At 40.8% G+C, this 25527-nt stretch carries 18 protein-coding genes and 1 pseudogene; 5 read left to right on the top strand and 14 right to left on the bottom strand.

Features of this window, described 5'->3' with window-relative positions:
* Position 1 precedes the first annotated feature (1 nt).
* From WG989_RS13605 to dnaE, 12 genes and pseudogenes are all read right to left on the bottom strand, one after another.
* Positions 2 to 1138 (bottom strand): D-alanine--D-alanine ligase family protein, encoded by a 1137-nt coding sequence (locus tag WG989_RS13605; protein WP_340430123.1) that lies wholly within the window; start codon positions 1136 to 1138, stop codon positions 2 to 4.
* Positions 1139 to 1155: 17 nt separating this feature from the next.
* On the bottom strand, positions 1156 to 1650 hold the full coding sequence (locus WG989_RS13610) for an SET domain-containing protein-lysine N-methyltransferase (protein WP_340430125.1): 495 nt from the start codon (positions 1648 to 1650) through the stop codon (positions 1156 to 1158).
* A gap of 364 nt (positions 1651 to 2014) precedes the next feature.
* The gene (gene trxA, locus WG989_RS13615; protein ID WP_182806069.1) at positions 2015 to 2332 is read right to left on the bottom strand and encodes a thioredoxin; all 318 of its coding nucleotides are present in this window, start codon (positions 2330 to 2332) and stop codon (positions 2015 to 2017) included.
* A gap of 255 nt (positions 2333 to 2587) precedes the next feature.
* Positions 2588 to 3793 (bottom strand): sialidase family protein, encoded by a 1206-nt coding sequence (locus WG989_RS13620; protein WP_340430126.1) that lies wholly within the window; start codon positions 3791 to 3793, stop codon positions 2588 to 2590.
* A 1-nt stretch (position 3794) separates the two neighbouring features.
* The gene (locus WG989_RS13625; protein WP_340430127.1) at positions 3795 to 4307 is read right to left on the bottom strand and encodes a TlpA family protein disulfide reductase; all 513 of its coding nucleotides are present in this window, start codon (positions 4305 to 4307) and stop codon (positions 3795 to 3797) included.
* Between the two features lie 58 nt (positions 4308 to 4365).
* A complete protein-coding gene (locus WG989_RS13630; RefSeq protein ID WP_340430128.1) occupies positions 4366 to 5562 on the bottom strand; it encodes an efflux RND transporter periplasmic adaptor subunit in 1197 nt (398 codons plus the stop codon).
* 2 nt (positions 5563 to 5564) lie between these two features.
* A complete protein-coding gene (locus WG989_RS13635; protein WP_340430129.1) occupies positions 5565 to 6944 on the bottom strand; it encodes a heavy metal-binding domain-containing protein in 1380 nt (459 codons plus the stop codon).
* 98 nt (positions 6945 to 7042) lie between these two features.
* Positions 7043 to 8281, bottom strand: a complete 1239-nt coding sequence (locus WG989_RS13640; RefSeq protein WP_340430130.1) for a TolC family protein — start codon at positions 8279 to 8281, stop codon at positions 7043 to 7045.
* 13 nt (positions 8282 to 8294) lie between these two features.
* Positions 8295 to 11519 (bottom strand): annotated as a pseudogene (locus WG989_RS20970) (efflux RND transporter permease subunit).
* Positions 11520 to 11606: 87 nt separating this feature from the next.
* Entirely contained in the window at positions 11607 to 12038 is a 432-nt protein-coding gene (locus WG989_RS13655; protein WP_340430133.1) for a heavy metal-binding domain-containing protein, read from the bottom strand.
* An 83-nt stretch (positions 12039 to 12121) separates the two neighbouring features.
* Positions 12122 to 12520 (bottom strand): HYC_CC_PP family protein, encoded by a 399-nt coding sequence (locus WG989_RS13660; protein ID WP_340430134.1) that lies wholly within the window; start codon positions 12518 to 12520, stop codon positions 12122 to 12124.
* A 187-nt stretch (positions 12521 to 12707) separates the two neighbouring features.
* Positions 12708 to 16340, bottom strand: a complete 3633-nt coding sequence (gene dnaE, locus WG989_RS13665; RefSeq protein ID WP_340430136.1) for a DNA polymerase III subunit alpha — start codon at positions 16338 to 16340, stop codon at positions 12708 to 12710.
* Positions 16341 to 16582: 242 nt separating this feature from the next.
* Between dnaE and WG989_RS13670 the strand changes: the two genes are divergently transcribed.
* From WG989_RS13670 to WG989_RS13690, 5 genes are all read left to right on the top strand, one after another.
* Positions 16583 to 17254 carry a C40 family peptidase gene (locus WG989_RS13670; protein ID WP_340430137.1) on the top strand — a complete coding sequence of 224 codons (672 nt, stop codon included), beginning with the start codon at positions 16583 to 16585 and terminating at the stop codon, positions 17252 to 17254.
* Positions 17255 to 17308: 54 nt separating this feature from the next.
* The gene (gene hisF, locus WG989_RS13675) at positions 17309 to 18067 is read left to right on the top strand and encodes an imidazole glycerol phosphate synthase subunit HisF (protein ID WP_340430138.1); all 759 of its coding nucleotides are present in this window, start codon (positions 17309 to 17311) and stop codon (positions 18065 to 18067) included.
* Between the two features lie 133 nt (positions 18068 to 18200).
* Positions 18201 to 18797: a bifunctional phosphoribosyl-AMP cyclohydrolase/phosphoribosyl-ATP diphosphatase HisIE gene (gene hisIE, locus WG989_RS13680; protein ID WP_340430140.1), complete on the top strand. Its 597-nt coding sequence runs from the start codon at positions 18201 to 18203 to the stop codon at positions 18795 to 18797.
* A 1-nt stretch (position 18798) separates the two neighbouring features.
* Complete coding sequence (locus WG989_RS13685) at positions 18799 to 19884, top strand: redoxin domain-containing protein (protein WP_340430141.1); 1086 nt, start codon at positions 18799 to 18801, stop codon at positions 19882 to 19884.
* A gap of 5 nt (positions 19885 to 19889) precedes the next feature.
* Complete coding sequence (locus tag WG989_RS13690) at positions 19890 to 21017, top strand: redoxin domain-containing protein (protein WP_340430142.1); 1128 nt, start codon at positions 19890 to 19892, stop codon at positions 21015 to 21017.
* 99 nt (positions 21018 to 21116) lie between these two features.
* On the opposite strand, the gene WG989_RS13695 is transcribed toward WG989_RS13690, so the two are convergent.
* Together WG989_RS13695 and WG989_RS13700 are read right to left on the bottom strand one after the other, a co-directional pair.
* Complete coding sequence (locus WG989_RS13695) at positions 21117 to 23549, bottom strand: beta-N-acetylhexosaminidase (RefSeq protein ID WP_340430143.1); 2433 nt, start codon at positions 23547 to 23549, stop codon at positions 21117 to 21119.
* A 41-nt stretch (positions 23550 to 23590) separates the two neighbouring features.
* Positions 23591 to 25483 (bottom strand): CocE/NonD family hydrolase, encoded by a 1893-nt coding sequence (locus WG989_RS13700; protein ID WP_340430144.1) that lies wholly within the window; start codon positions 25481 to 25483, stop codon positions 23591 to 23593.
* Positions 25484 to 25527 lie beyond the last annotated feature (44 nt).

Raw genomic sequence — 25527 nt, forward strand, 5'->3', positions numbered from 1 at the left:
ATTATCTTACTGCCACAGCCTTTTTTTGTTTTTGTTTATGTCGCTGCATGGCATCCTGAAGGATGTGCAGAATTAAACCAGTGTACGATTGATTGCTTAAGCGAACAATAGCACCGATTGACGTATAATTTTCATCTTCACTTAATCCGCATTGTGCATTTACTTCCAGCACATACATTTTGCCGGTTGCTTTATCCATGCGGATGTCTACACGACCATAACCAGTTCCGCCAACTGCACAATACGCTTTCCAGCTCAGGTCCATGATCTTTTTCTGTAAGCCGATGGGAGGCAGGTGGTATTGATAAAAATCTTCTTCTTCGCCAATGGGCTTTTCCTGTTCATAGGTTTCCCAAAGTCGATCGAAGGATAAAAATTTTTCAGTATCCGGTAAGTCTTTATGAAAAATGCGTTCAACCGGTGTATATACTTTGCGGCTACGTGGCGAATGATGCGAACCGGAAAGAAACACGGTGTATTCCGGACCATTGATAAATTCTTCGGCCACTAATCCGCCAAACGAAAAATCCCAACCACGGTACCCATCAAACAATTCTTTTACCAATGCTTTTAATTCGTCGGTGTTATGCACCACATTCTTTACTCCTAATCCCATACTTCCACCACTCACCGCCGGCTTCACAATCATGGGTGTACCAACAAATTCACAAATACCAGTGAGTTTTTGTTTAGCATGATGGATGGGTACCCATTTAGCATGTGCAATCCCTGCTTTATCAAACAACTCCTTCATAATGATCTTCGAAGTAGTGTTATCATAAAATGCAGCATCGGCTCCGGTAAAAATGAGTTGCTTTTCTTTGAGATAATGGATCACAGAAACACCAGGTGTGCCGTTTACTTCATCGCCATCACATAAATTCAACACCAATGGTGTTTGAAACGAAGTAGTAGCTGCGATATCATCAATGATCTCTTTGAAATTGGTTTGTGTAACCGGTTGCCATTTCCAGTTGAGTTGTAACTCTGCAAAAACCTTTGTGTATTCGTCGATGCTTTGTGTGAAATCGTAATAGTAATCGAGGTTTGCATCATTGGTTTGCAGATGCGGTGCCAGTACCCAGATAAACAACGGATGTTCAGTAGAAGGAAGTGAATGAAACGGGTTCGAAAGCATACTGTAAATGTAGCAGTTTAATCATTTAAATGGTTACGTTTCGATGCAATGAAATCAGTTAGTCGGTAGTTGGCCAATACGTCAACATTCAACTCCATTGCACCTCTGATGGTACCGATACAATTTGCTTCACCACAAAGGCATTGAAAAGGATCGGCCATGAACCATTCTGTTGATGGATAGAAGAATGTAAATTCTTCACCCGGTTCAATGTTTCGTAATGCAACCAATTCCATGGTGCTTGTATTAAAGAAAGCGTTGGGGTTGCAACTGTGGTTGATGTACTGCAGAAACTCCGGCTTTAGAATAATGTGTTCATGTTCATTTATCTGAACGGTATAACGGGAAGGCGTTGCATGAATTTCGCTGGAGCTGAATGCGCTGATGACCTGTTCGGCTGCAAAGCTTTTGGTTGCTACCAGGAGATGATGATCATTGTCGGTTTGTTTGTGGATATCAGCAAAACCATAGTGCCCGGTAACCATGGTAGCTGAAAGGGTGGTTGAATTCATGAAGAGGTTTTAGTGTTAATGCTCTGAAATTAATTAATAGATTTAATAAAGTATAGAAGGTTTAATGAATGTTGAATGAATGTGAATAAATGGGGAGGAGAGATGAGTGATGAATAATGAGCGATGAGTTTCAGCACCGTCGGTTGCAAACTACCAGGCTTTTGAATGATGCTATGAAATACGAAACCATGAACGGAGTCCCGCATGAAAAAGTGCGGGATAAACTGTGGCAAGGAACGATTATCGTTGCACCAATGCCGGTAGCAAAATAGTTGTCATTTTTGGTCTGACCTTCGGTACCGACCAAAAAAACAAAACCCGTTTCAAAACTGAAACGGGTTTCTATGATCGTTGTAAGAAGATCTTACATGTGCTGTTCGATTTTCTTTACGAAATTACCTTTTGGCTGTGCGCCTACTAATTTGTCAACTACCTGGCCGTTCTTCACGAAGAGGATCGCAGGAATAGAAGTAATACCGTAATTCATACTAACCTGTGGGTTTTCGTCAACGTTTACTTTGCCCACTTTTACTTTACCATCGTATTCTTTGCTCAATTCTTCAATAACCGGCCCGATTGCACGACATGGTCCGCACCATTCTGCCCAAAAATCGATTACGCTGAGTTTATCTGAACTGATCACTTCACTCTGGAAGTTTGCATCTGTAAATTGGAGTGCCATAATTTATATCCTTTTAATAATTTTTTAATGAGGGGACAAATTTAAGCCCATTCCTGTTAATCTGATGTTATGTCATTATCCACAGCTGTTCACAAATAAAAAACGACAGGATGTACTACAAGAATGACAGTTAAAGGGCCGTTAACGCTTGATTTTTCATTCTTCATCTTAGGATTTTGGTGGAACGATCAGTGAAAACTAACAATGAATAGGTTAAACAAACCTTCCGGCTCTCTGAAAACCCGGAGGGTTTTGTTATAAAGTCAAACTTGCCAGCTTAATAGTTTTTGCTTTGTTATCGGCCCAGGCAAAGAACAATTTATCACCTGCTTTTGTCATTTGCGGAAAACCGCTTGATCTTGAATCGGATGATTCTGCAACAACAATAGGCTGTCCTTTTGAACCATCAGCATTTACTTTAATTGCTTTAATGGTTGATCCTTCCATCCAACTAACCACTGCTGTTTCTTTATCGATCATCACAACATCAACACGGCCAATTGCTTTGCCTTCATCAATACGGATCGATTGTTGAAATGTAGCACCACCGTCAGTAGAAAAAATAATTTTCACTTCAGCATTCTTGTCTTTCATAGAAAACCAAGCAATCGCTAAATTATTTCCAACAGCATCGGCTCTTGGTCCGTTCACCGGACATCCTGCAATTTTCCATTCATCGGGGAAGATGGTTTTGGGTTGTGTCCATTCACCGTTTACAAGACGTACGATCGACATATCCCTGATCTCTTCATCTGAACGATCTCTGTAAACAACGATTGGGCCATTATCTGTAATGGCAATGGTGGTTTGACAGCAATCACATATTCTACCATCGAGTTCCCATTCTTTTGTTTTTTTTCCTTTCTTATCAAGCAGCGCTCCTCTTAATGTCATTTCACCATGATGTCCTTCATGGCTGCTGTGATCTCCTTCCATGGCTGTTTTTCTTCCATCGAGCCAGGTGGCAATAAACTGATCGTTATAAGGAGTGATAGAAACAAAACCATGTTCGGCTTTTTTACCATCATCATGTAAGGTAGTTGGCGTTCCCCATGTTTTACCTGCATCGGCAGAAGCAACCAACTTAATATCGTAGGTGAATTTTGCCGTATCACTTTTTTCTAAAAAATGTGCAAGCATATTGCCGGCAGCATCAGAAGATACAACTGGATAATCGGCCCAGTTTACAAACCAGTTGTTTCCTGAACTGATTGTAACGGGTGCTGTCCATTGATCATTTACAAGTGCAGAAAAATGCAGCGATGATTCTTTTCCTTTTTTCTGTACCCATGACAGATGAACAACGCCTTTTGCATCCGTAAACAAATAAGGTTCTGCAGATGAATCAGCGGCAGGAGAGGAGAGTGTTACAACTTCTCCAATGGTTTTTGTTTCGGCTGTTTTATCTGCACATGATGCAAATACAATAATCAACGATAGTAATGTGATCAGTTTGTACATATTATTTTCCGGCGTTAAGAATTAAGTCAATATTGTTTTTACTATCCCATTTCCTGTATCCCATTTCTGAAAAAACCAGTTTTCTGTTTGGGTTAAAAATATAAGTAGTTGGTAAGGCCATAATTTTTAGTTGCTCCAGGTTTTCTACACGTACATAATGAAAATCGTACGTCTGCTTTTTCTTAAACGTTTCAATAGCTTCAACCTCTTCATTTGATGCAAACAGGAAAACAATGTCCTCATCTTTCACACTGTCCTTCGCCTTTTGAATGGAAGGCATTTCCTGTATACAAGGGCCACACCAGGTTGCCCAGAAATTAATAAAGAGGGTTTTGCCTTGGTATTGCTGCAGGTCAATTGGCGTGCCATCAAGTTCAGTGAGTTTTATTTTATCAAACTCGGATTCAACTTTTGTTACAACAGTCGGTTTGTCTTTGTTGTTAGATGATTCTTTTTCCTTGCAGCTTACCAGCAATAACAAAAAGGCAACTGCTATTTTATAAATCGATTTCATTTCTTGTATTGGTTTAAACGACACGCTTTAGCGGAAGCACAATAATACTTACATTTTTTTAGTGGTTGTGCCCGGCCATCGGGTCTGCACCTTTTTTAAATACATATTCACTATGCAACAGGTAAGCGCCACTCATCACCACCACATCACCAGCCGTTAAGCCTGATTTTATTTCAATGCGATCATTGCTTTCCAATCCCACCTGCACCATTTTGCTTTTAAATGAATGTTCACCGGTTCTGATCCATACAGTTGCACCTTTGCCATCTCTGATCACAGCATCAATAGGCAAAGTGAGTGATCTGCGTTGCGTACTTTTTAATACCACATAAGCCGGCATACCGGGTTTTAGCAGGTTGCCGGTGTTTGGAATTGATACACGGATAAGATTAATTCTTGTATCAGGATTTATTTCCGGGTTTACAAATTCAATACGGCCTTTGATTTCTTTATCGTCCATATCCGGTAATTGAACAGTTGCTGTTCCGTTAAGATCAATTTCCGAAAGTTGCGATGTATATACTTGTGCTTCGGCCCAAAGCGTTGAAAGATCGGCGAGCTTTATAATGGTTCCTCCTTCCATTACATAATCGCCTTCACGTATTTCCATTGAAGTGATGTAGCCCGACGCTGTACTGAAGAAGGTAGTAAGCGGTGTTGACTTTTTTGTCTTCGCCAGTTCATTGATCTGCGCTTCACTCAATCCCCACAGCAGTAATTTGTTTTTGGCACTTTGCAATAGCTGTTCAAAGTCGATTACTGTTTCTGTTGCAAATGTTTTCTTCTGTTCCAATGCAAGAAGATATTCCTGTTTGGCATTGTTGAGATCTTCACTGTAGATCGCATATAAAGCTGCCCCTTTGCTCACATAATCACCGAGATTTTTGAAATAAAGTTTTTCTATCCGGCCCATCACTCTTGAACTCACGGATGATGTTTTCATCTGATCGAAGTTGAGACTGGCAGTTAATACTAACCTGTCGCCGATTGTTCCTGTGCGGATGGTATCGGTTTGGATGTTCCCCAACTGTATCTGTTGATCACTCAATTGTATTTCATCTTTCTTCTCACCATTTCGTTTCTTCACTGGTGTAAGATCCATTTTGCAGATGGGACATTTGCCCGGCTTCTGTTCCACTACCTGTGGGTCCATGGAGCAGGTGTAGTACACATCGCTTTCTGTTTTTGTAATTGCTTTGTCTTTGCACGAAGTAAGAACTGAAGCAAAAAGAAGAAGTATAAAAAGATGTCGCATAATTACTGTTTTACTTTAATGAAGCTTTCACTGTCCATTAAATATTGTGCATTCACCGCAACTGAATCTGTTGCTGTTAATCCGCTGGTGATTTGAATATGTTGGTCGTGCAAAATGCCCGTATTTACTTTGTGCGCTTTAAAACCACCATTCACCTTATGAAATACCACTTTATCTAACCCAAGCGATAACACGGCTTCTTTCGGCAACCAATATGCATCTTTTGAATTACCGTTGATGGTTGCTCTTACCTGGCTGCCGATCGGAATTTTTAAACTGCTGTTATTGAAATAAACTCTTGCTGTTAAAGTTTTATTTTCTTTCCGGTAGAAGGGTTCAATAAAATCTATACTTGCCCGAAAGCCTTTGCTCGGTGCTGTTTCAGGAATAATGTGTACGCTGTTTCCTTTTTTAACCAATCCCTGGTTGTCGCCAAAAATATTCAAAAGTGCCCATGCCTTGGTTGGATTATAGACAATGAAAACCGATTGACCTTTATTGATGTACATGCCTTCTTTTAATGAAAGTTCTTCTGTTAATTGAGAAATATCTTTCATTTTTTCAGATGATGTATTCATGGATGCGCCTGCTGATTCATGAATGTGTCCGCTATAGTTACTGTAAACGGCAATGGTAAATGATGCTTTTTTTGTTTGCAATACCTGTTGTAATTGCTCACTGCTCATGCCAAGCAGTAACAGTTTTTGTTTTGCTGATTCAATGAAGGTTTTATTTTCCGGATCGTTCTTCAACAGGAATAATAAATTCTGCTGGGCAGTTAATATTTCCGGACTGTAAATATCCATGATGCGTTGACCTTTGTTGATCTTCTGGTAACGGTGACGGACATATAGTTTTTCGATCCGTCCACTCACTCTTGCTGAAATCGTTCCAACTTCTCTTGTATCGTAAGCAATTGTTCCCAAAGTTTCTATGTTGATATGCTCTTCTTTCTTTTCAATCGTTGTTACAGGAATGGATGACACCACAAACTCATTGGTTGGTTTGAGCAATGCATCCAATCCAATTTCTGTTGATGCACTGCCACCGGTTTCTTTTTTAACGAGATCCATTCCGCAAATGGGGCAGGAGCCCGGTTTGTCTTTGATCACATCCGGATGCATGGGGCAAGTATATTCTGCTGCTACGCTTTCATGATCATAATCTTGCTTTGCGACGGGTTGTTGCATCTTGATCAACTCCATTCCACATTTCGGACAGGTTCCGGGCTTATCACTAAACACTGAATCCTGTGGCATGGGGCAGGTGTACATGTCTTTTGCAACTTCCTGCTTGTGATTTGCATGCGGATCATTGTTGTTGCAGGCTATAGTAAGCATCAACAGGAATGATGAGATTATATAAAATAGTTTATGCTTCATCTGTTTTACTTTATTGTGCCTTTTCTTTTTGGCTTTTGTTTTTTGGACATTGGATTTTCTTCTTGTGCCTTGCTCTTTGAACCTTGTACCTTTCATTTTTACTTTCGTTCAATCAACCGTTCAATCGTTACCTGTAGTTTCAATGCCTGGTTGAGTAACTCGGTATATTCCAGTTGTGTCATGTACAATGTTTCCCATGCATCATAGAGCATAAAGAGTTCTTCTGTATTCTGTTCATAACCCAGTTGCATGGTTTTGTAATTATTCTTTAAGGCAGGGATAATATTTTCATCATACAGTTTTAGTTGTTTACGTTTTAACTCCAGTTCATTTCGCATGCCATAAGCCATGCCGCTGTATTCATTCAGCATCATTTCTTTTTGCGATTGCAATGCACTGGCTTTCCATTTCAAACTCTCCATGTTTGCTTTACTCATTTTCGATGACCATTTGGTAAGCGGAAGCTTCACCATGCCCATCAATGAAAATTGCATCGGCAATCCGCCAAATCCAAACATGTGCTCGTATCGGATACCGAACTGCGGTTTGAGGCTTTGTCTTTCTGTTTCCTGCTTCAGCCAGGTAAGCGTAATGTCTTTATCAATTGCTTTCAGATCACTTCGGTTGTTGTACATGAGCGTACTATCAAATACCAGTGATGAATAATCATTCACTTGATAAGTTGTATCAATATCAAAATTGATCATTGCATTGCGACCCATCAGTGAGTTGATGCGGATGCGTTTTTCTTTGATGTCACTTTCAAACATCAAGCGCATGTTCTGTACATTGCCCAATGCAGCTTTGGCTTTGTAATAAGCACTGATCTTCTCCAATCCATTCTTGTAACGTATCTCCGCATTTTTGATCATGAATTCGAGGAGCTTCTCGTTCTGATCTAGAATTGCCAGCTTCTTTTTCAGGATCACCCATTCATAATAAAACTGTTTGGCATCATTGATCAGTTCATTCAGCGTTGCACTCTTTTTTTCTTTTTCAACCGAAGACATCGCTTCCATATACTTCGCATCTGCACTTTGCTTTTGTTTGTTGGGAAACATCTGTTGCCCGCCGATCATGTATTGCCCCATACCTTCTTTAAAACCGCCCATGCCATCATCCATCTTCTTCCAAAGACCGGGATTGTAAGGTGTCATCCATAAGCCGCTGCTGAACTCAGGCGGCATCCAGCTTTTTGCACCTTTTGCTGCTTCGTCCATTGAACGGATCTCATTGTTGTACATTTTTACAACGGGATGCGATAGGGTGATGCTGTCAATGATTGCATCGAGTTTCATTGTTTGTGCATTGCTGTTAAATGCAGCAAGGACAAACATTACGGGGAGTAGTTTATTCTTTAACATCGATCAATTCAATTTTGCCGTTACGTTTTAATTCACGTTCTTTTATCATTTCAAAAATCACCGGAGTGATCAGTAATACATAAATGGTGGATGATATGGTTCCTCCAATTAAGGGGATCGTAATTGGTCGCATAATATCACTACCCACACCTGTTGCCCATAGAATGGGAATCAAACCAAACAATCCAACTGATACCGTCATCAACTTGGGACGTAATCTTTTTGCTGAACCTTCTATTACAAATTCACGGATGATAGCATTTGTAAGTGTTGCTTTTGAATTGCCATGTTTGGCAACCATGTTCTGCATCGCTTCATTGAGATAGATCGTCATCAGCATCGCTGTTTCTATCGCCATTCCAAAAAGCGCAATAAAACCAACAGCAACAGCTACCGATAAATTGATGCCATAGAAATAAACCATAAACACGCCGCCGATCAATGCAAACGGAACAGTAAGCATGGTTACTGCTGCTTCTTTAAATGAATGATAGGTGAAGTACAACACCATGAAGATGATGATGATCACAATGGGCAGAATTGTTTTTAATGTTTGGTTGGCACGTATCTGGTTCTCCCACTGACCGCTCCATTCTAAAAAATATCCTTTCGGCAATTTGGTGATCATCTGGTTCAAACGTTCCTGTGCTTCTTTTACAGTACTTCCTAAATCACGTTCACGTACATTGAACAAAACTGTTCCTCTCAACATTGCATTTTCTGAATTGATCATCGGCGGGCCATCACTCAACTTTATATCAGCCACTGCTTCTAATGGAATGGGGCCGAAGTCCATTGTCTGCACCTGCAAACGTTTTAATGCTTCGAGGTTGTTACGGAAATCCTGTCCATATCTTGCATTCACCGAAAAGCGTTGACGACCTTCGATGGTGGTGGTGAGTTTCATACCACCCAATGCACTTTCAATGACAAGATTTACATCGTCCACACTTAAACCATATCGTCCAATCTCTTCACGCTTCACCGCAATGTCGATGTATTTGCCACCTGTTATCGGTTCAACATACAGATCTTTCACACCATCAATTCCTACAAGTTGTTGTTTGATGGTTTGTGCAAACGCATAAATGCTGTCGAGGTTTTGGCCGTATACTTTTAACCCCACATCAGTACGTATACCGGTAGAAAGCATATTGATACGGTTGATGATCGGTTGTGTCCAACCATTGGTTACACCGGGTATCTGCATCTTCGCATTCAGTTCATTGATGATCGCATCTTTGGTCATGTCTTTACGCCATTCACTTTTTGGTTTCAAGAGAATGATGGTTTCGATCATGCTGATAGGAGAGTTGTCAGTTGCAGTATTTGCACGACCTGCTTTACCCAATACATGCGCCACTTCAGGAACAGTACGAATCAATTTATCCTGCACCTGCAATAAACGTTTTGCTTCTGAATTAGAAACATCGGGTAATGTAACAGGCATGAATAACAGAGAACCTTCATCTAATGGTGGCATGAATTCAGAACCTAATCTCGTCATCATGATAATACCAACTGCCAATGCAATGAGATTAACAGCGATGGTTGTTTTGCGCCATTTTAAACAGAGTTTTAAAATAGGCGTATATATTTTTTCTAAACTTCTTGTAATTGGGTTGGAGCTTTCGGGTTTTAGTCTGCCTTTCAGAAAAAAGGAAATTAATACAGGCATTAACGTAATAGCGAGAATTGCATCGATCAACAGGATAAATGTTTTTGTCCATGCTAATGGATGAAAGAGTTTTCCTTCCATGCCCGTTAATAAAAACACGGGAAGAAAGGAAGCCACTACAATAATAGTTGAATAAAAAACACCCGGCCCCACCTGTTTCGACGAACGTTCGATGATCTCCATCTTTTCAGCCGCCGTTAAAGGATCTTTATGTTGCTTAAGTAGTTTCATGTGGTTTGCTTATTGTCTGTTGTCTATTGTGCTTTCTTTTTCGAGTTGTGCTTCACTGATATGTCGGTAGGCATTTTCAACCATCACAATGCCATCATCCACCACTACACCAATTGCTAATGCAATACCTGTAAGCGACATGATGTTTGATGAGATGCCAAACATTTCCAGGAAAATAAAACCTGCTGCTACTGAAATGGGTAGTTGAATAAGAATGATGACGGCACTTCGCCAATGAAAAAGAAAGATCAGCACAACAATCGATACAGCGATCATCTCTTCGATCAACGTTCCTTTTACAGATTCAACTGCTTCCTGTATCAATGTGCTTCGGTCGTAAGATGTTTTAAAGGTTACGCCTTCAGGTAATCCCTTTTCCACTTCTTTCATTTTTTCTTTAACTGCTGCAATTACTTTGTTAGCATTTTCATTGTATCGCATTACCACAATGCCGCCTACAACTTCGCCTTTGCCATCCATATCAAAAATACCGAGGCGTAAATCGCCACCCATTTGAACAGAACCAATATCTTTTACACGAACAGGAATGCCGTTGTAATTATTTAAGGCGATGTTTTCAACATCTTCTTTATTCTTGATATAACCCAGTCCCCGGATGATGTAAGCCATATCTGCCATTTCAAATTTCCGTCCGCCCACATCATTGTTGTTGCTCTTCACTTTATTCATTACATCCATTAATGAAATGTTGTAATACTGCAACTTCACCGGATCAATTACGAGTTGATATTGTTTTTCAAACCCACCAAATGATGCTACTTCAGCAACACCAGGTACTGTTTGCAAAGCGAATTTGATGTACCAATCCTGCAAAGCACGTTGCTCACCTAAATCCATTTTTGGTGCATCAAGATGATACCAATAAATATGACCAACACCTGTTCCATCAGGACCAAGCGAAGGCGTTACACCTTGCGGTAATAAACGCTGTGCAAAATTCAAACGTTCCAATACTCTTGTTCTGGCCCAATAGATATCAACATTGTCTTCAAAAATTACATACACAAAACTCATCCCGAACATAGAAGAGCCACGTATGTTTTTAATTTTCGGAATGCCTTGCAGGTTACTCACCAATGGATACGTAACCTGGTCTTCGATTACCTGCGGACTACGGCCCATCCATTCCGTAAAAACGATCACCTGGTTTTCACTCAAATCAGGAATTGCATCTATCGGATTTTTGTTGATGGAGTAAATGCCGTAGGCAAACAGGCCTGCTGCCACCAGCAATACAACAAGCCTGTTTCGTAAAGCCAGTTCAATTAATTTTCGAACCATATTTTTTATTTTTTGTATCCGGCTGAAGTGCTGCTATTCAACTTTAGTTGCGTCGCACTCTTCAACTTCCTGTTCTTTTTGAACTGATCAATGCTTGTGCTCTTTCTTCTTCAATTCCATTCCGCACTTGCTGCACTTGCCCGGCTTGTCGCTTGTTACATCTGCATGCATTGGGCATACATATGTTTTTGCAACTTCTGTTTTTGTTTTCTCTTTCGATTTCACGAGGTCCATTCCGCATTTGCTGCACTTGCCTGGTTTATCACTTGTAACCTCTGCATGCATAGGACAGCTATAAGTTTTTGTTACCTCTGTTTTCATATTTTCTTTTTTCATTTTCACCAGGTCCATTCCACACTTGTTGCATTTGCCGGGCTTACTGCTGGTAACATCTGCATGCATCGGGCAGCTGTACGTTACCTTGTCCGTTTGTTGTTTTTTCTTTTCCTGGTCTTGTGCCATAGCGTTAAAAGCAAGGATGGTACATACTGCCATCATCAGTATTTTCATTGTTTTCATTTGAATAAAATTTTAATGAATAAAGAATAGAAATGCCAATAGCCCGGCAACATTATTGCCCGGCTTCTATGTGAGAAAAAGAATTAAATACGGAAAGTACAGTTACGGATATAACTTCGACAGCCCGCCGTTCGGGGAGGTGCATTGCTGAGCGGATATTCTTCTGTAATGGAAGAAAAAGCATCGAATGTAATGGGGAGATAAGAAACAGGGAGGGCAGCGGTTAAGGAAAGCGAAAGTTGAATGGATTGAGATACTTTCTGATCCTTTTCAATTTTCAGTTGCTTCTGTTCATCTTTACAACAATCGTTTTTACCCTCGCCATCTTTTTCCATACCGCAATTGTTGCAGGCATTTTTTTCATCGCCATGTCCTACACTCCAATCAACCAACTTGCCCATGCAGTAATGCATTTGTAAGGTAGCTCCGGTTGAAGTACTGATGTAGATAAACGATAATATGGCTACTACTAGCTTTTTCATTTTGACTGTGTAACAAAAGTATAACTATTTTATCGACACATTTACTGATTTAAGTTAGTGTCGTATCCTTTTGCTTCGTAATTTCAACAGCCTTTTCGACTGTTTATTCCAGATTGTGAAGTAAAAGTAAGCCGGCATTTGGGGCCGGCTGTTACTAAATATTGAGTGAGATGTATATAATTTTCAGTTAAGCGCCGATCACCGTAACGCCCATTTCCGGGCGGTCGAGTAAAAACGCCGCCATTTCATCATTCATTTCAAAGCCTCTCTCCACCGTGTACATACCTATCTTCCAATTGTCTTTCGGTTCGTATAAGTTGAATTTTAAATTACTCTTGCCCGGATTCTTCTTTACATTCTTCTCCATGAAGCTTACCATTTCTTCGGTGAGAAAACGTGGTTCAATATCAACAATGAGTTGTTTGGTCATTGTGCGTTTCACCGTTTCCAGCAACAGCACCTGGTTGATCTTGAATTCAAAATCATCGTCTTTATTCCATCGTGTTTTAAATACACCGGTGATGAATACCACGGCGCCGGGTGTAAAGTGATCTTTGAATTTTACAAAGTCCTCACCAAACAATGCAAACTCAGTGTTGCCTGTATAATCTTCGATCATACAAATACCAAACTGCTTGCCTGTTTTTGTTACACGTTGATTGTGTGAAGTTACCAAACCAGCCAAACGAAATGTTTGAAATGGATTGGCATGCAGCAGAATGGCTTCTTTAAATTCATTGAAATCAGCCAACGGTGTGATCTTGAAGTATTGCATTTCAAATTTGAAATGATCCAATGGATGTCCGCTGATGAAGATGCCGGTAATTTCTTTTTCGTGATCGAGTTTTTCTGTAAGTGTCCACTCTTCACAATTGACAATTTTTGGAGTTGGAATTTCCATCATCATACTTTCGCCAAACAAAGTATTGGTATTGCTCTGCACATTTGCCTGGAAGCGGTTACCGAAGTTGATGATACGTTCCAGTGTATTTACCGTGTCGCCCGGCATTACATGAAAATATTGTGCACGATGATATTCGGTAAAGCAATCGAATGCACCACCATATACCAAACTCTCCAACGATTTTTTATTAACGGTGCGTTGGTTGACACGTTTGATGAAATCAAAAATATTCTTATACGGTCCTTTCTTTGCACGTTCTTCAATAATACTATCGATGGCTGCTTCGCCCACACCTTTCAGTCCTCCCAAACCAAAACGAATTTCACCGGCTTTGTTCACTGCAAATCCTGTTTGTGATTCGTTGATATCAGGCCCCAATACTTTTATGCCCATTCGTTTACACTCTTCCATAAAGAAGGTGATCTTTTCAATAGCACCGGCGTTGTTCAACACGGCACTCATGTATTCACCGGGATAATGTGCTTTTAAATAAGCTGTTTGATACGCTACAAATGCATAACAGGTAGAGTGTGATTTATTAAAGGCGTATTGAGCGAACGCTTCCCAATCGGTCCATATTTTTTCGAGTTTATCAGATGGATGTCCTTTTGCAGAAGCACCATCAATAAACTGCTTTTTCATTTTGTCCAGTACAGCCTTTTGCTTTTTACCCATTGCTTTACGCAATACGTCGGCATCACCTTTACTAAAACCACCCAGCTTTTGTGCCAGCAACATTACCTGTTCTTGATAAACTGTAATACCATACGTTTCATCAAGGTATTCTTCCATTTCAGGAAGATCGTAACTGATCGCTTCTTTACCATGCTTCCGGTCAATAAAGTTGGGAATGTAAGCAATAGGGCCGGGACGATACAAAGCGTTCATCGCAATTAAATCACCAAACTGATCCGGCTTTAATTCACGCAAATATTTTTGCATACCCACACTTTCAAACTGGAACGTACCAATGGTAGAGCCGTGTTGATAGAGTTCAAATGTTTTTTTATCATCCAACGGTATCGTATCAATATCAATTTCAACGCCGTGGTTTTGTTTGATGAGCTGCAATGCATTCTTGAGGATGCTGAGTGTTTTTAAACCGAGAAAGTCCATCTTGATTACACCGGCATCTTCAATTACACTTCCTTCAATTTGCGTTAACCATAATTCCGATTCCTTTGATGTACAAACAGGAATGAGGTCTGTTAAATCTCTTGGTGCAATAATGATACCTGCCGCATGGATACCTGTGTTACGAACTGAACCTTCTAAGATTTCTGCTTCATGTAAAATTTTTGCAGACAGATCATCACCATTGTAAATCTGACGTATCTTTTTTACTAACTCTAATTCATCAGGACCAAAGGCTTCTTTCTCGGCTAAACTTTTTTCACCAGTGAACGGAGCATGCAATACACGTTTCAACGAAACACCCGGACGCTCAGGAACCAGCTTCGATAAAGCACGGCTTTCCGCCAATGGCAGATCCATTACACGGGCCACATCGGCAATACTACTTTTTGCCGCCATGGTACCGTAAGTAATAATTTGTGCTACCTGTGCTTTGCCATATTTATCAACTACATAATCAATTACTTTTTGTCTTCCTTCATCATCAAAGTCCGTATCGATATCCGGCATTGATTTACGATCGGGATTTAAGAAACGCTCAAACAGCAAATTGTATTTAATGGGATCGATATTGGTGATACCAATGCAATAGGCCACCACACTTCCTGCAGCAGATCCACGACCGGGCCCGACAAACACGCCCATATCACGACCTGCCTTAATGAAATCACTTACAATTAAGAAGTAACCGGCAAAGCCCATGGTTCGGATAGTAAATAATTCAAAGTCGATACGTTCACGGGTTGTTTCTTCAATTTCATGGTAGCGCTCTTTCGCACCGATGTATGTGAGGTGTTTTAAGAATTCCCATTGATTCATGTTTGCATCTTCATGCACCTGAAATTCTTTTGGAATCGGAAATGCAGGAAGCAGAATATCTTTCTTCAAGTTTAGCACATCGATCTTATCAACAATTTCATTGGTGTTATGGATGGCATCGGGAATATCTTCAAACAGTTTTTTCATTTCCCCCGTGTTCTTGAAATAGAACTGATCGTTGGGAAATGCAAAGCGTTTGTTTTTAATACTTACATCATCATCCGAAAATTCACGTAGGGCAGGTGTCGATTGTTTTTCGCCCGTGTTGATGCACAATAAAATATCGTGGGCATTAAAATCTGTTTGATCAACATAATGTGAATCATTGCTGGCAATCACACGTACATCATATTTCTTTGCAAACTTCAGCAGCACAGCATTCACTTTATCCTGCTCGGCCATTCCATGCCGCTGAATTTCTACATAATAATCTTTTTGAAAAATATTGAGCCACCATTTGAATTCATTCTCCGCCTCTTCTTCACCTTTGGTTAAGATCATTTGCGGCACCATGGCACCAAGGCAGCAAGTAGTGGCTATTAATCCTTCGTGATATTTATTGATGAGCTCTTTATCAATACGTGGGTACTTGCTGTACATGCCTTCAATAAAACCGAGTGATGTAAGCTTAACAAGGTTCTTATACCCAAGTTCATTTTTTGCCAGAAGCACCTGATGAAAACGACGATCCTTTTGTTCTTTGCTGAACGTTTTGATATGCCGGTTCTCTGTTAAATAAAATTCGCATCCAACAACAGGTTTCACTTTCAGCGATCCATCTGCATTGGTGTTTTTATATGCTTCGGCAACAAATTGAAAGGCACCAAACATATTGCCGTGATCGGTGATGGCCAATGCGGGCATTTCATCTGCAATTGCTTTTTTGTACAATGCCTGAATGGACGCCGCTCCATCGAGTAACGAATATTGCGTGTGAACGTGTAAGTGGGAAAATTTGGTCATAGTGAAGCGTCAAATTTCGGTTTCTGCTTTTAATTAACAGGTAGAAAGTAATCCACAATTGCAATTCATCGTTCTTGATTAAAACGATGAAAGACAAGAATATGGCACGAATGAGAAAAAATATGAATGAAAATTTGTCAGTCGCTTATCAGAAACTATCTTTAAGGCATAGACGATTTGGCTTGTTTTTTGATAAAAAGAGCCAATAAAGTTACTTTTACGAAGTTGAAAGCTTCAATACCATGAAACATTTGCTTACATACCTGACTGTTCTATGTGTATTCAGCAGCTGCAGTGCGGTAAAGAATGCGTTTCAACCCAGGCAAACGCAATCAACAACAACCAATTCAGAAACCGCTGAGGTAAAGCCTGAATACAAACGGGTTCGTGTTGGTGCTGCTTCTTCCGGAAACAATTCATCGGATTTATTTCACCCCAAAGAATATGCAGAAAGCAGTTCTCCGTTAGAGTTATTTTCTCTTTTACAATTTAAATATGCGATCAAGTTGGACGTACCGGTCGAAACACTCCAAAATAAAAGTTTATACGACCGAATTGAAGAGTGGTGGGGAACGCCCTACCGACTTGGCGGCACTACGCAAAAAGGGATCGATTGCTCTGCTTTTGTGCAAACATTGATGTTGGGCGTGTTTGCCATGCAATTGCCACGAACAGCACGTGAACAAAAAGAAACCACTACCTGGATACCATTGTCTGATTTACGGGAAGGTGATCTGGTGTTTTTTAATACTAGAGGCGGCGTATCTCATGTGGGTGTATACCTCCATAATAATAAGTTTGTTCATGCATCTACATCGGGTGGCGTTATGATCAGCGATCTCAACGAAACCTATTGGAGCCGCAAATTGCTGGGTGCAGGCCGTGTATTACAAAATAGTTCACCCCGACCATAAGCATTATCTTTGCAACGAGCTTGGCTTCAATTAGATTGAAGCCTTTTTTATTTTATGTTGACAAAACGAATTATTCCCTGTCTTGATATAAAAGATGGCCGCACTGTAAAAGGCACCAACTTTGTAGACCTGCGTGATGCAGGCGACCCTGTTGAACTCGGTGCATTGTATGCCCAACAGGGTGCAGATGAGCTGGTATTTCTTGACATTACTGCAACCGTTGAAAAACGGAAAACATTAAGCGAACTGGTAAAGCGTATTGCCCGTCATGTAAATATTCCGTTCACTGTTGGTGGCGGTATCAGCACCGTCGAAGATATGAGCGTATTGCTCAACTCCGGTGCCGATAAGGTGAGTGTAAACACGGCAGCGTTTAAAAATCCGCAGTTGATCAATGATATTGCGATGGCAGCGGGCAGCCAATGTTGTGTGCTGGCGATTGATACCAAGAAAGAAGAAGATGGTGAATGGTATGTGTACCTGAATGGCGGCAGAACCAAAACCGACATCAAATGTTTTGATTGGGCAAAGCAAGGCGTTGATTTGGGAGCAGGTGAAATTTTATTGACTAGTATGAACAATGATGGCACGAAACAAGGCTTTGCGTTGGACATTACCAAGAAGCTTTCAGTTGAATTGCCCATACCTGTAATTGCAAGTGGCGGAGCCGGAACCATGCAGCATTTTGCTGATGTGTTTGAACTGGCTTATGCGGATGCAGGGTTAGCAGCCAGCATTTTTCATTTTAAAGAAATTGAAATTGCTGATTTGAAAGCTTATTTGAAGGGAAGAAATGTTGCAGTAAGGATTTAGCTTTGCGGATGAAGACAATAGAGTCACAGATAACACAGATAGTGCTGATGAAACGGATTTGATTTTGATAAGTTGTATCTTTTTAAATCAGCGTCATCAGCGTTTCTATCAAACAAAAATAAAAATCAACAAATTGAAACCAGATTTTTCAAAATATCACGACGGACTGTTACCGGCCATTATCCAGGATTATAAAACGAGCAAAGTATTGATGCTTGGTTTTATGAACGAAGAAGCATTTGTAAAAACAGAAGAAACAGGCAAGGTTACGTTTTACAGCCGCAGCAAACAGCGCCTGTGGACGAAGGGTGAAGAGAGTAACAATTTTTTATCAGTGAAACAGGTGTTGCTCGATTGCGACCAGGATACATTGCTCATTAAAGCCGAGCCTGCCGGGCCAACCTGTCACACAGGTGCGGATACTTGCTGGAGCGAGAAAAATCACAGCGACGACTTTTTATCGTATTTAGAAGAGATCATTGAACTGCGCCGTAAAAGCAGCGATGAAACGTCGTATGTAAAACAGCTTTTTGGTAAAGGAATCAATAAGATCGCACAGAAAGTAGGAGAGGAAGCAACGGAGGTAATTATTGAAGCCAAGGATAATAACGAAGAGCTTTTCTTAAATGAAGGAGCCGATCTGCTCTTCCACTTTATCGTTTTGTTAAGAGCGAAAAATGTTTCTTTGCAAGACGTTATTTACGTACTCAAACAACGTCATTCACGATAATATGAACAGCAGGTTGATTGCCCTATTCCTCATCTTTACGTCTGTACAGTTACAGGCGCAGCAGGTGTTTTCCATTAAAGGAACCATCAGGGGTGCCAAAGAAAATACTAAAATCAGTGTGCGTTTCGACAGTCAGGAAAGTGAAACGCTTGCCGAATCGGTGATCAAGAACGGCAAGTTTGAATTGCGTGGAAATTTAATTGAGAATGCATTGCATGTACTTACGGTGGATGGTGCAAAACAAAACCTGGGTATTTTTTTAGATGCATCGGCGGTAACTGTGTCTGCACATATCGATTCTATTGCAACTGCACAAGTGAGTGGCTCCCGAACACATGATGAGTTTATGAATTTCCGCCGGTTGTTCGATCCGTATTTTGGCAAGCTCGATCAACTGGGAAAACAATTGCAGAGTCCTGCCATGCAAATGAAACAGGATTCGTTGTATGATCTCATTCGCAGTTTGGCAGCAGAAATTAATATCCGTGCCGATGAGTACATTGCAGCACACAATCAATCAGCCGTAACACCGTTGCTGCTTTATTTTCTGTATAGCTTTTTTCAACAGGCCGAAATCTTAGATCAACGGTTTACTACACTGGCCGAAGCATCACAAAAAAGTTATTATGGCCGCATGGTAGGTGCCATTGTAAAAGAAAATAAAATTGGAGCAATCGGCACAGAAGCCATTGACTTTACACAAGCCGATACATCGGGTGCACCCGTATCGTTACAATCGTTCCGTGGCAAATATGTGTTGGTTGATTTCTGGGCCAGCTGGTGCGGCCCTTGTCGCATGGAGAATCCAAATCTCGTGGCGGCTTACGAAAAATACAACGCCAAAAACTTTACCGTGTTAGGTGTTTCGCTTGACCGTGACCGTAATGCCTGGCTGCAGGCGATCGCAAAAGATGGGCTACGTTGGACGCATGTAAGCGATCTCAAATTCTGGAGCAATGAAGCCGCACGTATTTACAAGATCACTTCTATCCCGCAAAATTTATTGATCGGTCCGGATGGAGTGATCATCGGAAAAAATCTGCGTGGCGAAGAATTGCAATTACGTTTGGAAGAACTATTCAAATAATCTGTATGTATAAATTCATGATGTGTTTGCTGCTGGTTGCCGGTTTGTCTGCAACAGCACAGGAAAAGAAATTTGTAGTGAGCGGAAGTTTACCTGCCAACACAAAAAAGTATGATGTGTTGCTGAGCTGGAACAATGGCAACAGTGCTGAAGAAGCAAAACTCGTTGATGGTAAGTTTGAAATTAAAGGAACCATTAATGAGCCGGTAACAGCTACATTGATGCTGCAGGAGTCAAATCCTCCATCGGGTAAAGCTTTCGATATGACGGAATATCGCCGTAACAATCTCACATTATTTCTTGATGAAGGAACCATTACTATTGTTTCGAAAACATGGTTGAGTGAAGCAGAAGTAAAAGGTTCAGCTCTTGTGAATGATTATTATAAATATCAACAACAAACCAAATTGTTGAAAGAACTGGAAGATAAGATCGGTGATGTGTATTACAGTTACGGCCAGGCAAAGAACAGGGAAGCTACCAATCAGGTGATGGAGATGTTCAACTTGTCGCAGGTGTTAGTTGCTGCTGAACAATTGAAGTTTGTAAAGAATAATCCTGCTTCACCGGTTTCATTGTATATGGTGGAGCAATCGTTGGGAATGGATATGGATGCGGCAACTGCTGAGCCCATGTTTGTATTGCTCAATGAAAAATTGCGTACTTCAGAAAAGGGAAAACAGATCGCAGAAATGATTGCCATTGGTAAAAAGTCGATGGTGGGAGTTGAAGCAGCTGATTTTACACAACCGACGGCCGATGGAAAACCTATTTCCCTTTTTTCCTTTCGTGGGAAATATGTGTTGGTTGATTTTTGGGCAAGCTGGTGTGGCCCTTGTCGTGCTGAAAGCCCCAATCTTGTAAAAGCATACGAAAAGTACAAGCCAAAGAATTTTGAAATTTTTGGTGTGTCGCTTGATCAAAGTAAAGACAAATGGTTAAAGGCCATCAAAGATGATAAATATTCATGGCCACAAGTGGGTGATATGAAAGGCTGGGAAAATGCCGCATCGCAACAATATGGCATTCTCGGTATTCCGTTCAACATGCTCATTGATCCAAATGGAATTATCGTTGCCCGGAATTTAAGAGGAGAGGCATTGGAAAAAAAGCTGGAAGAGATTTTGAAGTAAATGCACAAGGTTCAAGTTTCAAGAGGAATCAAGGCACAAGAGAAAAGCCGATGTTCGTTTACGAACATCGGCTTTTGTTTATATCAGATTTTTGGTTGCCTAATCAATTTGCAATTCACTCACAAATAACCATGCATTGTGCCCTTCGCCGTCAAAACCAGTATCGATGATGCCATGATTCCGTAAATTGATTTTTACAAAACGGGTTAAAAGTTCAGGCGTAGTAAATTGTAATTTATTATCCATCATTTTACTTGCTTCTCCAATCTTATTAAATTGAACACCATTGTCACTCGTTTCGACTTGTAGGGCAGTGGGGGGCCATATCCAACTTCCTTTTTGATCAAGAAAGAATGCTGTAACTTGATTGATAGGTTGCTTGCTTCCCAAATCTATGACAGCTTCACAATCTGTGCCGTTAAAGCCTATGAATTCATGTGTACGCTCCAAACCTTTTTCATTTACAATTCCATTTACTAATGTAAAAGCGCCATCACCGGGGTAACTTTCCGAGGGTTGATGCGTAAGTGTAATTTTTGTTCCTGTTGATTTAGTAAACACGAAGTTTTGAGAAACAGAATCCTTGGGGCTTTTACAATGTACTCCAATTCTGGAATAGTTGCATACATACGCAACATAGCTCCCACTTTTGGTTACTTCTATAAAAGGGTTCTCTAAATCTATATAACCTACAAATGCAGTTCTTTTGTTCCTGTACTCGTAATGTGTAATATCTCCCTGATAGTTATAAACAGGAATTGTATCTGGAATTTTTTCCGATTCTACATTCCGAAAAATTCCAACTGGAAAGGCCCCTGGATTTTTAACTTTCACTTCCCATCTTACAGCATTCGGCGATTGTGAGGGAGTTACTTTGGATTCTGCTTGCAAGTATGCCTTGCTGTAATTAACTCCCCACATATCATATCGTTTGAACTGAACAAGTAAACGTTTCTCAAAATCAGCAGCATTGCGTTTTTCTTTTGCAGTCCACAACACTTCACTTAATGCAGCCATTCGTGGAAAGATCATGTATTCGATCTTGCTGGTGTTGTTCATGTATTCGGTCCATACGTTGGCTTGTGCACCACGCACAAACTTCCACTGCGATTCTGGTAACTCTTTTGGAATTGGTTCGTACGTGTACACTTTTTGTACGGTTGTAAAACCACCGATGGTTACGGAGTCTTCATTTGCCGTTTGTTTATGATCGAAATACATGTGACTGCCCGGCGTCATGATCACATAATGATTTTCTTTTGCAGCCGCAATACCGCCTGCTTCACCACGCCAGCTCATTACCTGTGCGTTGGGAGCCAATCCACCTTCGAGAATTTCATCCCAGCCAATGAGTGTTTTGCCTTTGATGTTGAGATATTTTTCAATGCGCTGTACAAAATAGCTTTGCAGTTCGTGCTCATCTTTCAACTTCAGCTCTTTCATACGCTTCTGACAGTTGGGGCATTGCTTCCAATGTGTTTTGGGGCACTCATCACCACCAATGTGTACATATTTCGACGGGAACAATGTCATTACTTCATCCAAAACTTTTTCAAGAAATCCGAATGTTTCATCTTTTCCTGCGCAGAATACATCGTCAAACACACCCCATGTTTCCTGTACAAATTTTACACGTCCGCTTTGTGCTTCCTGTACGGTTTTCAGTGAAACCATGTTCAATGGAATACTTGTGGTTCTGTTGGGAAAGCAACTCAACCATGGATACGCAGCAATCGCCGCACTGCCATGACCGGGCATCTCAATTTCAGGAACCACTTCTACAAAACGGCTTTTTGCATAAGCCACTACTTCTTTAATTTCTTGCTGTGTGTAATAACCATCATGGGGTTTGTTGTCGTTTCCCTTGCCCGGATAACGGCCAATGATGGTGCCATTACGTTTACTGCCAATTGAAGTGAGTTCAGGATATTTCTTGATCTCAATACGCCAGCCCTGATCTTCCGTTAAATGCCAATGAAAAACATTGATCTTATGCAATGCGAGGTAATCAATATATTTTTTGATGAATGAAACAGGCTCGAAGTGACGGCCCACATCGAGATGCATGCCACGATAATCGAAACGTGCTTTGTCGTAGATCTGTACAAAAGGAATTTCCGCAGTTCCGTTTTGTTGAACAGGCAACAATTGAATCAGGGATTGTACTGCATGAAATGCCGACTCATCAAAATTTGCTTCAATGCGGATGCCGCTTTTACTTACGTTTAAACGATAAGCCAATGCACCACCGGTAGGCATGCGTGTTGATGCGAAAACAATATCAGCTTTGTTGCCTTTTGCTTTTACTGCTTCGATGTTATAATATTTTTTTAAGTATTCTGCGAGATAACTTGTAACAGCGCTTGCACCTTCATTGTCGGGGAAATTGCTGCTCCACGTAATCGTTTGTTTTAACGTGTAGGTTCCTTTCACCAGTTGTTTTACTTCAAATGGCTGCGGAATAATGTTGATCTCCTGTGCGGAGGTAATGAACGACGAACATACAAGCAAGATCGCTAAGAATTTTTTCATCTGTGAGGACGTTTATTTTAGTTTACTGAATAATTGGTTTTTTATTTTAATACCGGCAGGATAATGCTGGATGCATTTTTTGCATCGTGCCATATTTTAATGGTGCTCTTGATGTAATCTTTTGGATCAGCTTCATAAATGTTTACAAACTTCTGTGGGTTACGATCCACTAATGGGAACCAACTGCTTTGGATCTGAATCATAATGCGATGACCTTTTTTAAATGTGTGTGCTACATCCGGTAATTCAAATTTTACTTTCTCCACTTTGTTGGGAGTAAATGCTTCCGGTTTTTCAAAACTGTTGCGGAAACGTCCACGCATTACTTCGCCACGCACCAGCATCTGGTAATCACCCATTGGATAACTGCCACCACCTACACGACCGGCTGCTGCAGTTGCGCCCGGATAACTGAAATCACTCGGAAACACATCGATCAACTTCACTACAAAATCAGCATCGGTTGTAGAAATACTGGCGAGCAGATCAGCGATAACTGTACCACCGAGTGTTACGTCTTCAGTTAATACATCTGTTTGAAAAGAAAGTACATCGGTTCTGCGATTTGCAAAACGTTGATCGTCGGTCATGTAAGCAATGGTACGGCTGAAGTGTACATCTTCTGTATACGGAACAGGTTTTGCAGGATCACTCACATAATCAGTAGAACTTTTTGCAACGGTTGGTTTGTTCCAGTTGAGTTGACCGTTCTCCTGTAAGTACATCGATTTCATTTCAACATTGGCAGCAGGCCATTTTGAAAAATTGCGCCATTTATTTTCACCGGAAAAAAAGATCGTTGCTTCTGCCAATTGATCAATGTTTGCTTTCCCCTCGAGATGATGCATGAAGAACGGCAATTCAATTTCGTTTTGATAATAAGTTGATGTGTTGCTGCCAAATTTTACATTGCCTAAACTGCTACCATCGGCCCTGCTCCATTGGCCATGATGCCAAGGGCCCATTACGATCCGGTTATTATTCTTTGCTTTCTTTTCAATGGCTTCATAAGTACGCCATGCACCATACGTATCCTCTGCATCAAACAAACCGCCCACAACCAATGTTGCGGTATGCGATGGAACGTTTTGTACAAAGTTGCGAACGTTCCGTGCTTTCCACCACTCATCCAGATTCGGATGTTTGTACATCTCCTGCCAGAATGCAATACTGTCGCCGATCAACTCTGCTAATTTTTTTGTAGAGCCTGCTTCTAAATAAAATTTATACGCATCTCTTGTCGGGAATTGAAAACCGGGTGAGCCAACTGTTGTTGGTTTCGGACGTGGTTTGCCAAATGATGAATAAAACGAAAAGCCATCCATTTGAAAGAATGCACCGTTGTGATGAAAATCATCGCCCATGAACCAATCGGTAACCGGTGCCTGCGGACTAACGGCCACGAGTGAAGGATGATTACTCAATGCAGCCATGGTTGAATAAAAACCGGGATACGATATGCCGAAGATGCCCACCTTTTTATTGTTGTTCGGAAGATTTTTTACGAGCCAGTCAATTGCATCGTATGTATCACTCGCTTCATCAAATTCGGTTCCTTTCTTGTTTGGGTTGTAAGGACGCACATCTACAAATTCACCTTCACTCATCCAACGGCCACGCACATCCTGCAAAACGATAATATAATTGCGACGCATGTAGTAGCGCCAATGATTATCCCAGAATGCACGAAAACTTGTTTCACCATACGGAGCACAGGAGTAAGGCGTACGGTTCATCAAGATCGGGTGTGCCTCACTGCTATTCTTTGGAGTGTACACAGCTGTAAACAGTTTTGTACCGTCCCGCATAGGAATGTAAAGTTCTTTTTTTGTGTAGTTGTCTTTTATCCACGCAGAATCCTGCGGGTTGAGCGTTTGTGCAAATGCGGATTGAAAAACAAAAACCGACAGAAGGATAAAAACCAGTTTTCTCATGCTTTGAAATTTAAGTTTGAAAGGTATTGATTTTGGTTGAAAAG

It is taken from the genome of Lacibacter sp. H407 (assembly GCF_037892605.1).
GTDB lineage: Bacteria > Bacteroidota > Bacteroidia > Chitinophagales > Chitinophagaceae > Lacibacter.

Bases quoted from the DNA above. Each gene is read 5' to 3' on its own strand.
- hisF (WP_340430138.1), top strand. From the start codon at position 17,309: ATGTTGACAAAACGAATTATTCCCTGTCTTGATATAAAAGATGGCCGC.
- WG989_RS13660 (WP_340430134.1), bottom strand. From the start codon at position 12,520: ATGAAAAAGCTAGTAGTAGCCATATTATCGTTTATCTACATCAGTACT.
- WG989_RS13630 (WP_340430128.1), bottom strand. From the start codon at position 5,562: ATGCGACATCTTTTTATACTTCTTCTTTTTGCTTCAGTTCTTACTTCG.
- WG989_RS13625 (WP_340430127.1), bottom strand. From the start codon at position 4,307: ATGAAATCGATTTATAAAATAGCAGTTGCCTTTTTGTTATTGCTGGTA.
- WG989_RS13620 (WP_340430126.1), bottom strand. From the start codon at position 3,793: ATGTACAAACTGATCACATTACTATCGTTGATTATTGTATTTGCATCA.
- WG989_RS13690 (WP_340430142.1), top strand. From the start codon at position 19,890: ATGTATAAATTCATGATGTGTTTGCTGCTGGTTGCCGGTTTGTCTGCA.
- WG989_RS13700 (WP_340430144.1), bottom strand. From the start codon at position 25,483: ATGAGAAAACTGGTTTTTATCCTTCTGTCGGTTTTTGTTTTTCAATCC.
- WG989_RS13685 (WP_340430141.1), top strand. From the start codon at position 18,799: ATGAACAGCAGGTTGATTGCCCTATTCCTCATCTTTACGTCTGTACAG.
- WG989_RS13605 (WP_340430123.1), bottom strand. From the start codon at position 1,138: ATGCTTTCGAACCCGTTTCATTCACTTCCTTCTACTGAACATCCGTTG.
- WG989_RS13695 (WP_340430143.1), bottom strand. From the start codon at position 23,549: ATGAAAAAATTCTTAGCGATCTTGCTTGTATGTTCGTCGTTCATTACC.
- WG989_RS13610 (WP_340430125.1), bottom strand. From the start codon at position 1,650: ATGAATTCAACCACCCTTTCAGCTACCATGGTTACCGGGCACTATGGT.
- WG989_RS13655 (WP_340430133.1), bottom strand. From the start codon at position 12,038: ATGAAAACAATGAAAATACTGATGATGGCAGTATGTACCATCCTTGCT.
- WG989_RS13635 (WP_340430129.1), bottom strand. From the start codon at position 6,944: ATGAAGCATAAACTATTTTATATAATCTCATCATTCCTGTTGATGCTT.
- trxA (WP_182806069.1), bottom strand. From the start codon at position 2,332: ATGGCACTCCAATTTACAGATGCAAACTTCCAGAGTGAAGTGATCAGT.
- dnaE (WP_340430136.1), bottom strand. From the start codon at position 16,340: ATGACCAAATTTTCCCACTTACACGTTCACACGCAATATTCGTTACTC.
- WG989_RS13670 (WP_340430137.1), top strand. From the start codon at position 16,583: ATGAAACATTTGCTTACATACCTGACTGTTCTATGTGTATTCAGCAGC.
- WG989_RS13640 (WP_340430130.1), bottom strand. From the start codon at position 8,281: ATGTTTGTCCTTGCTGCATTTAACAGCAATGCACAAACAATGAAACTC.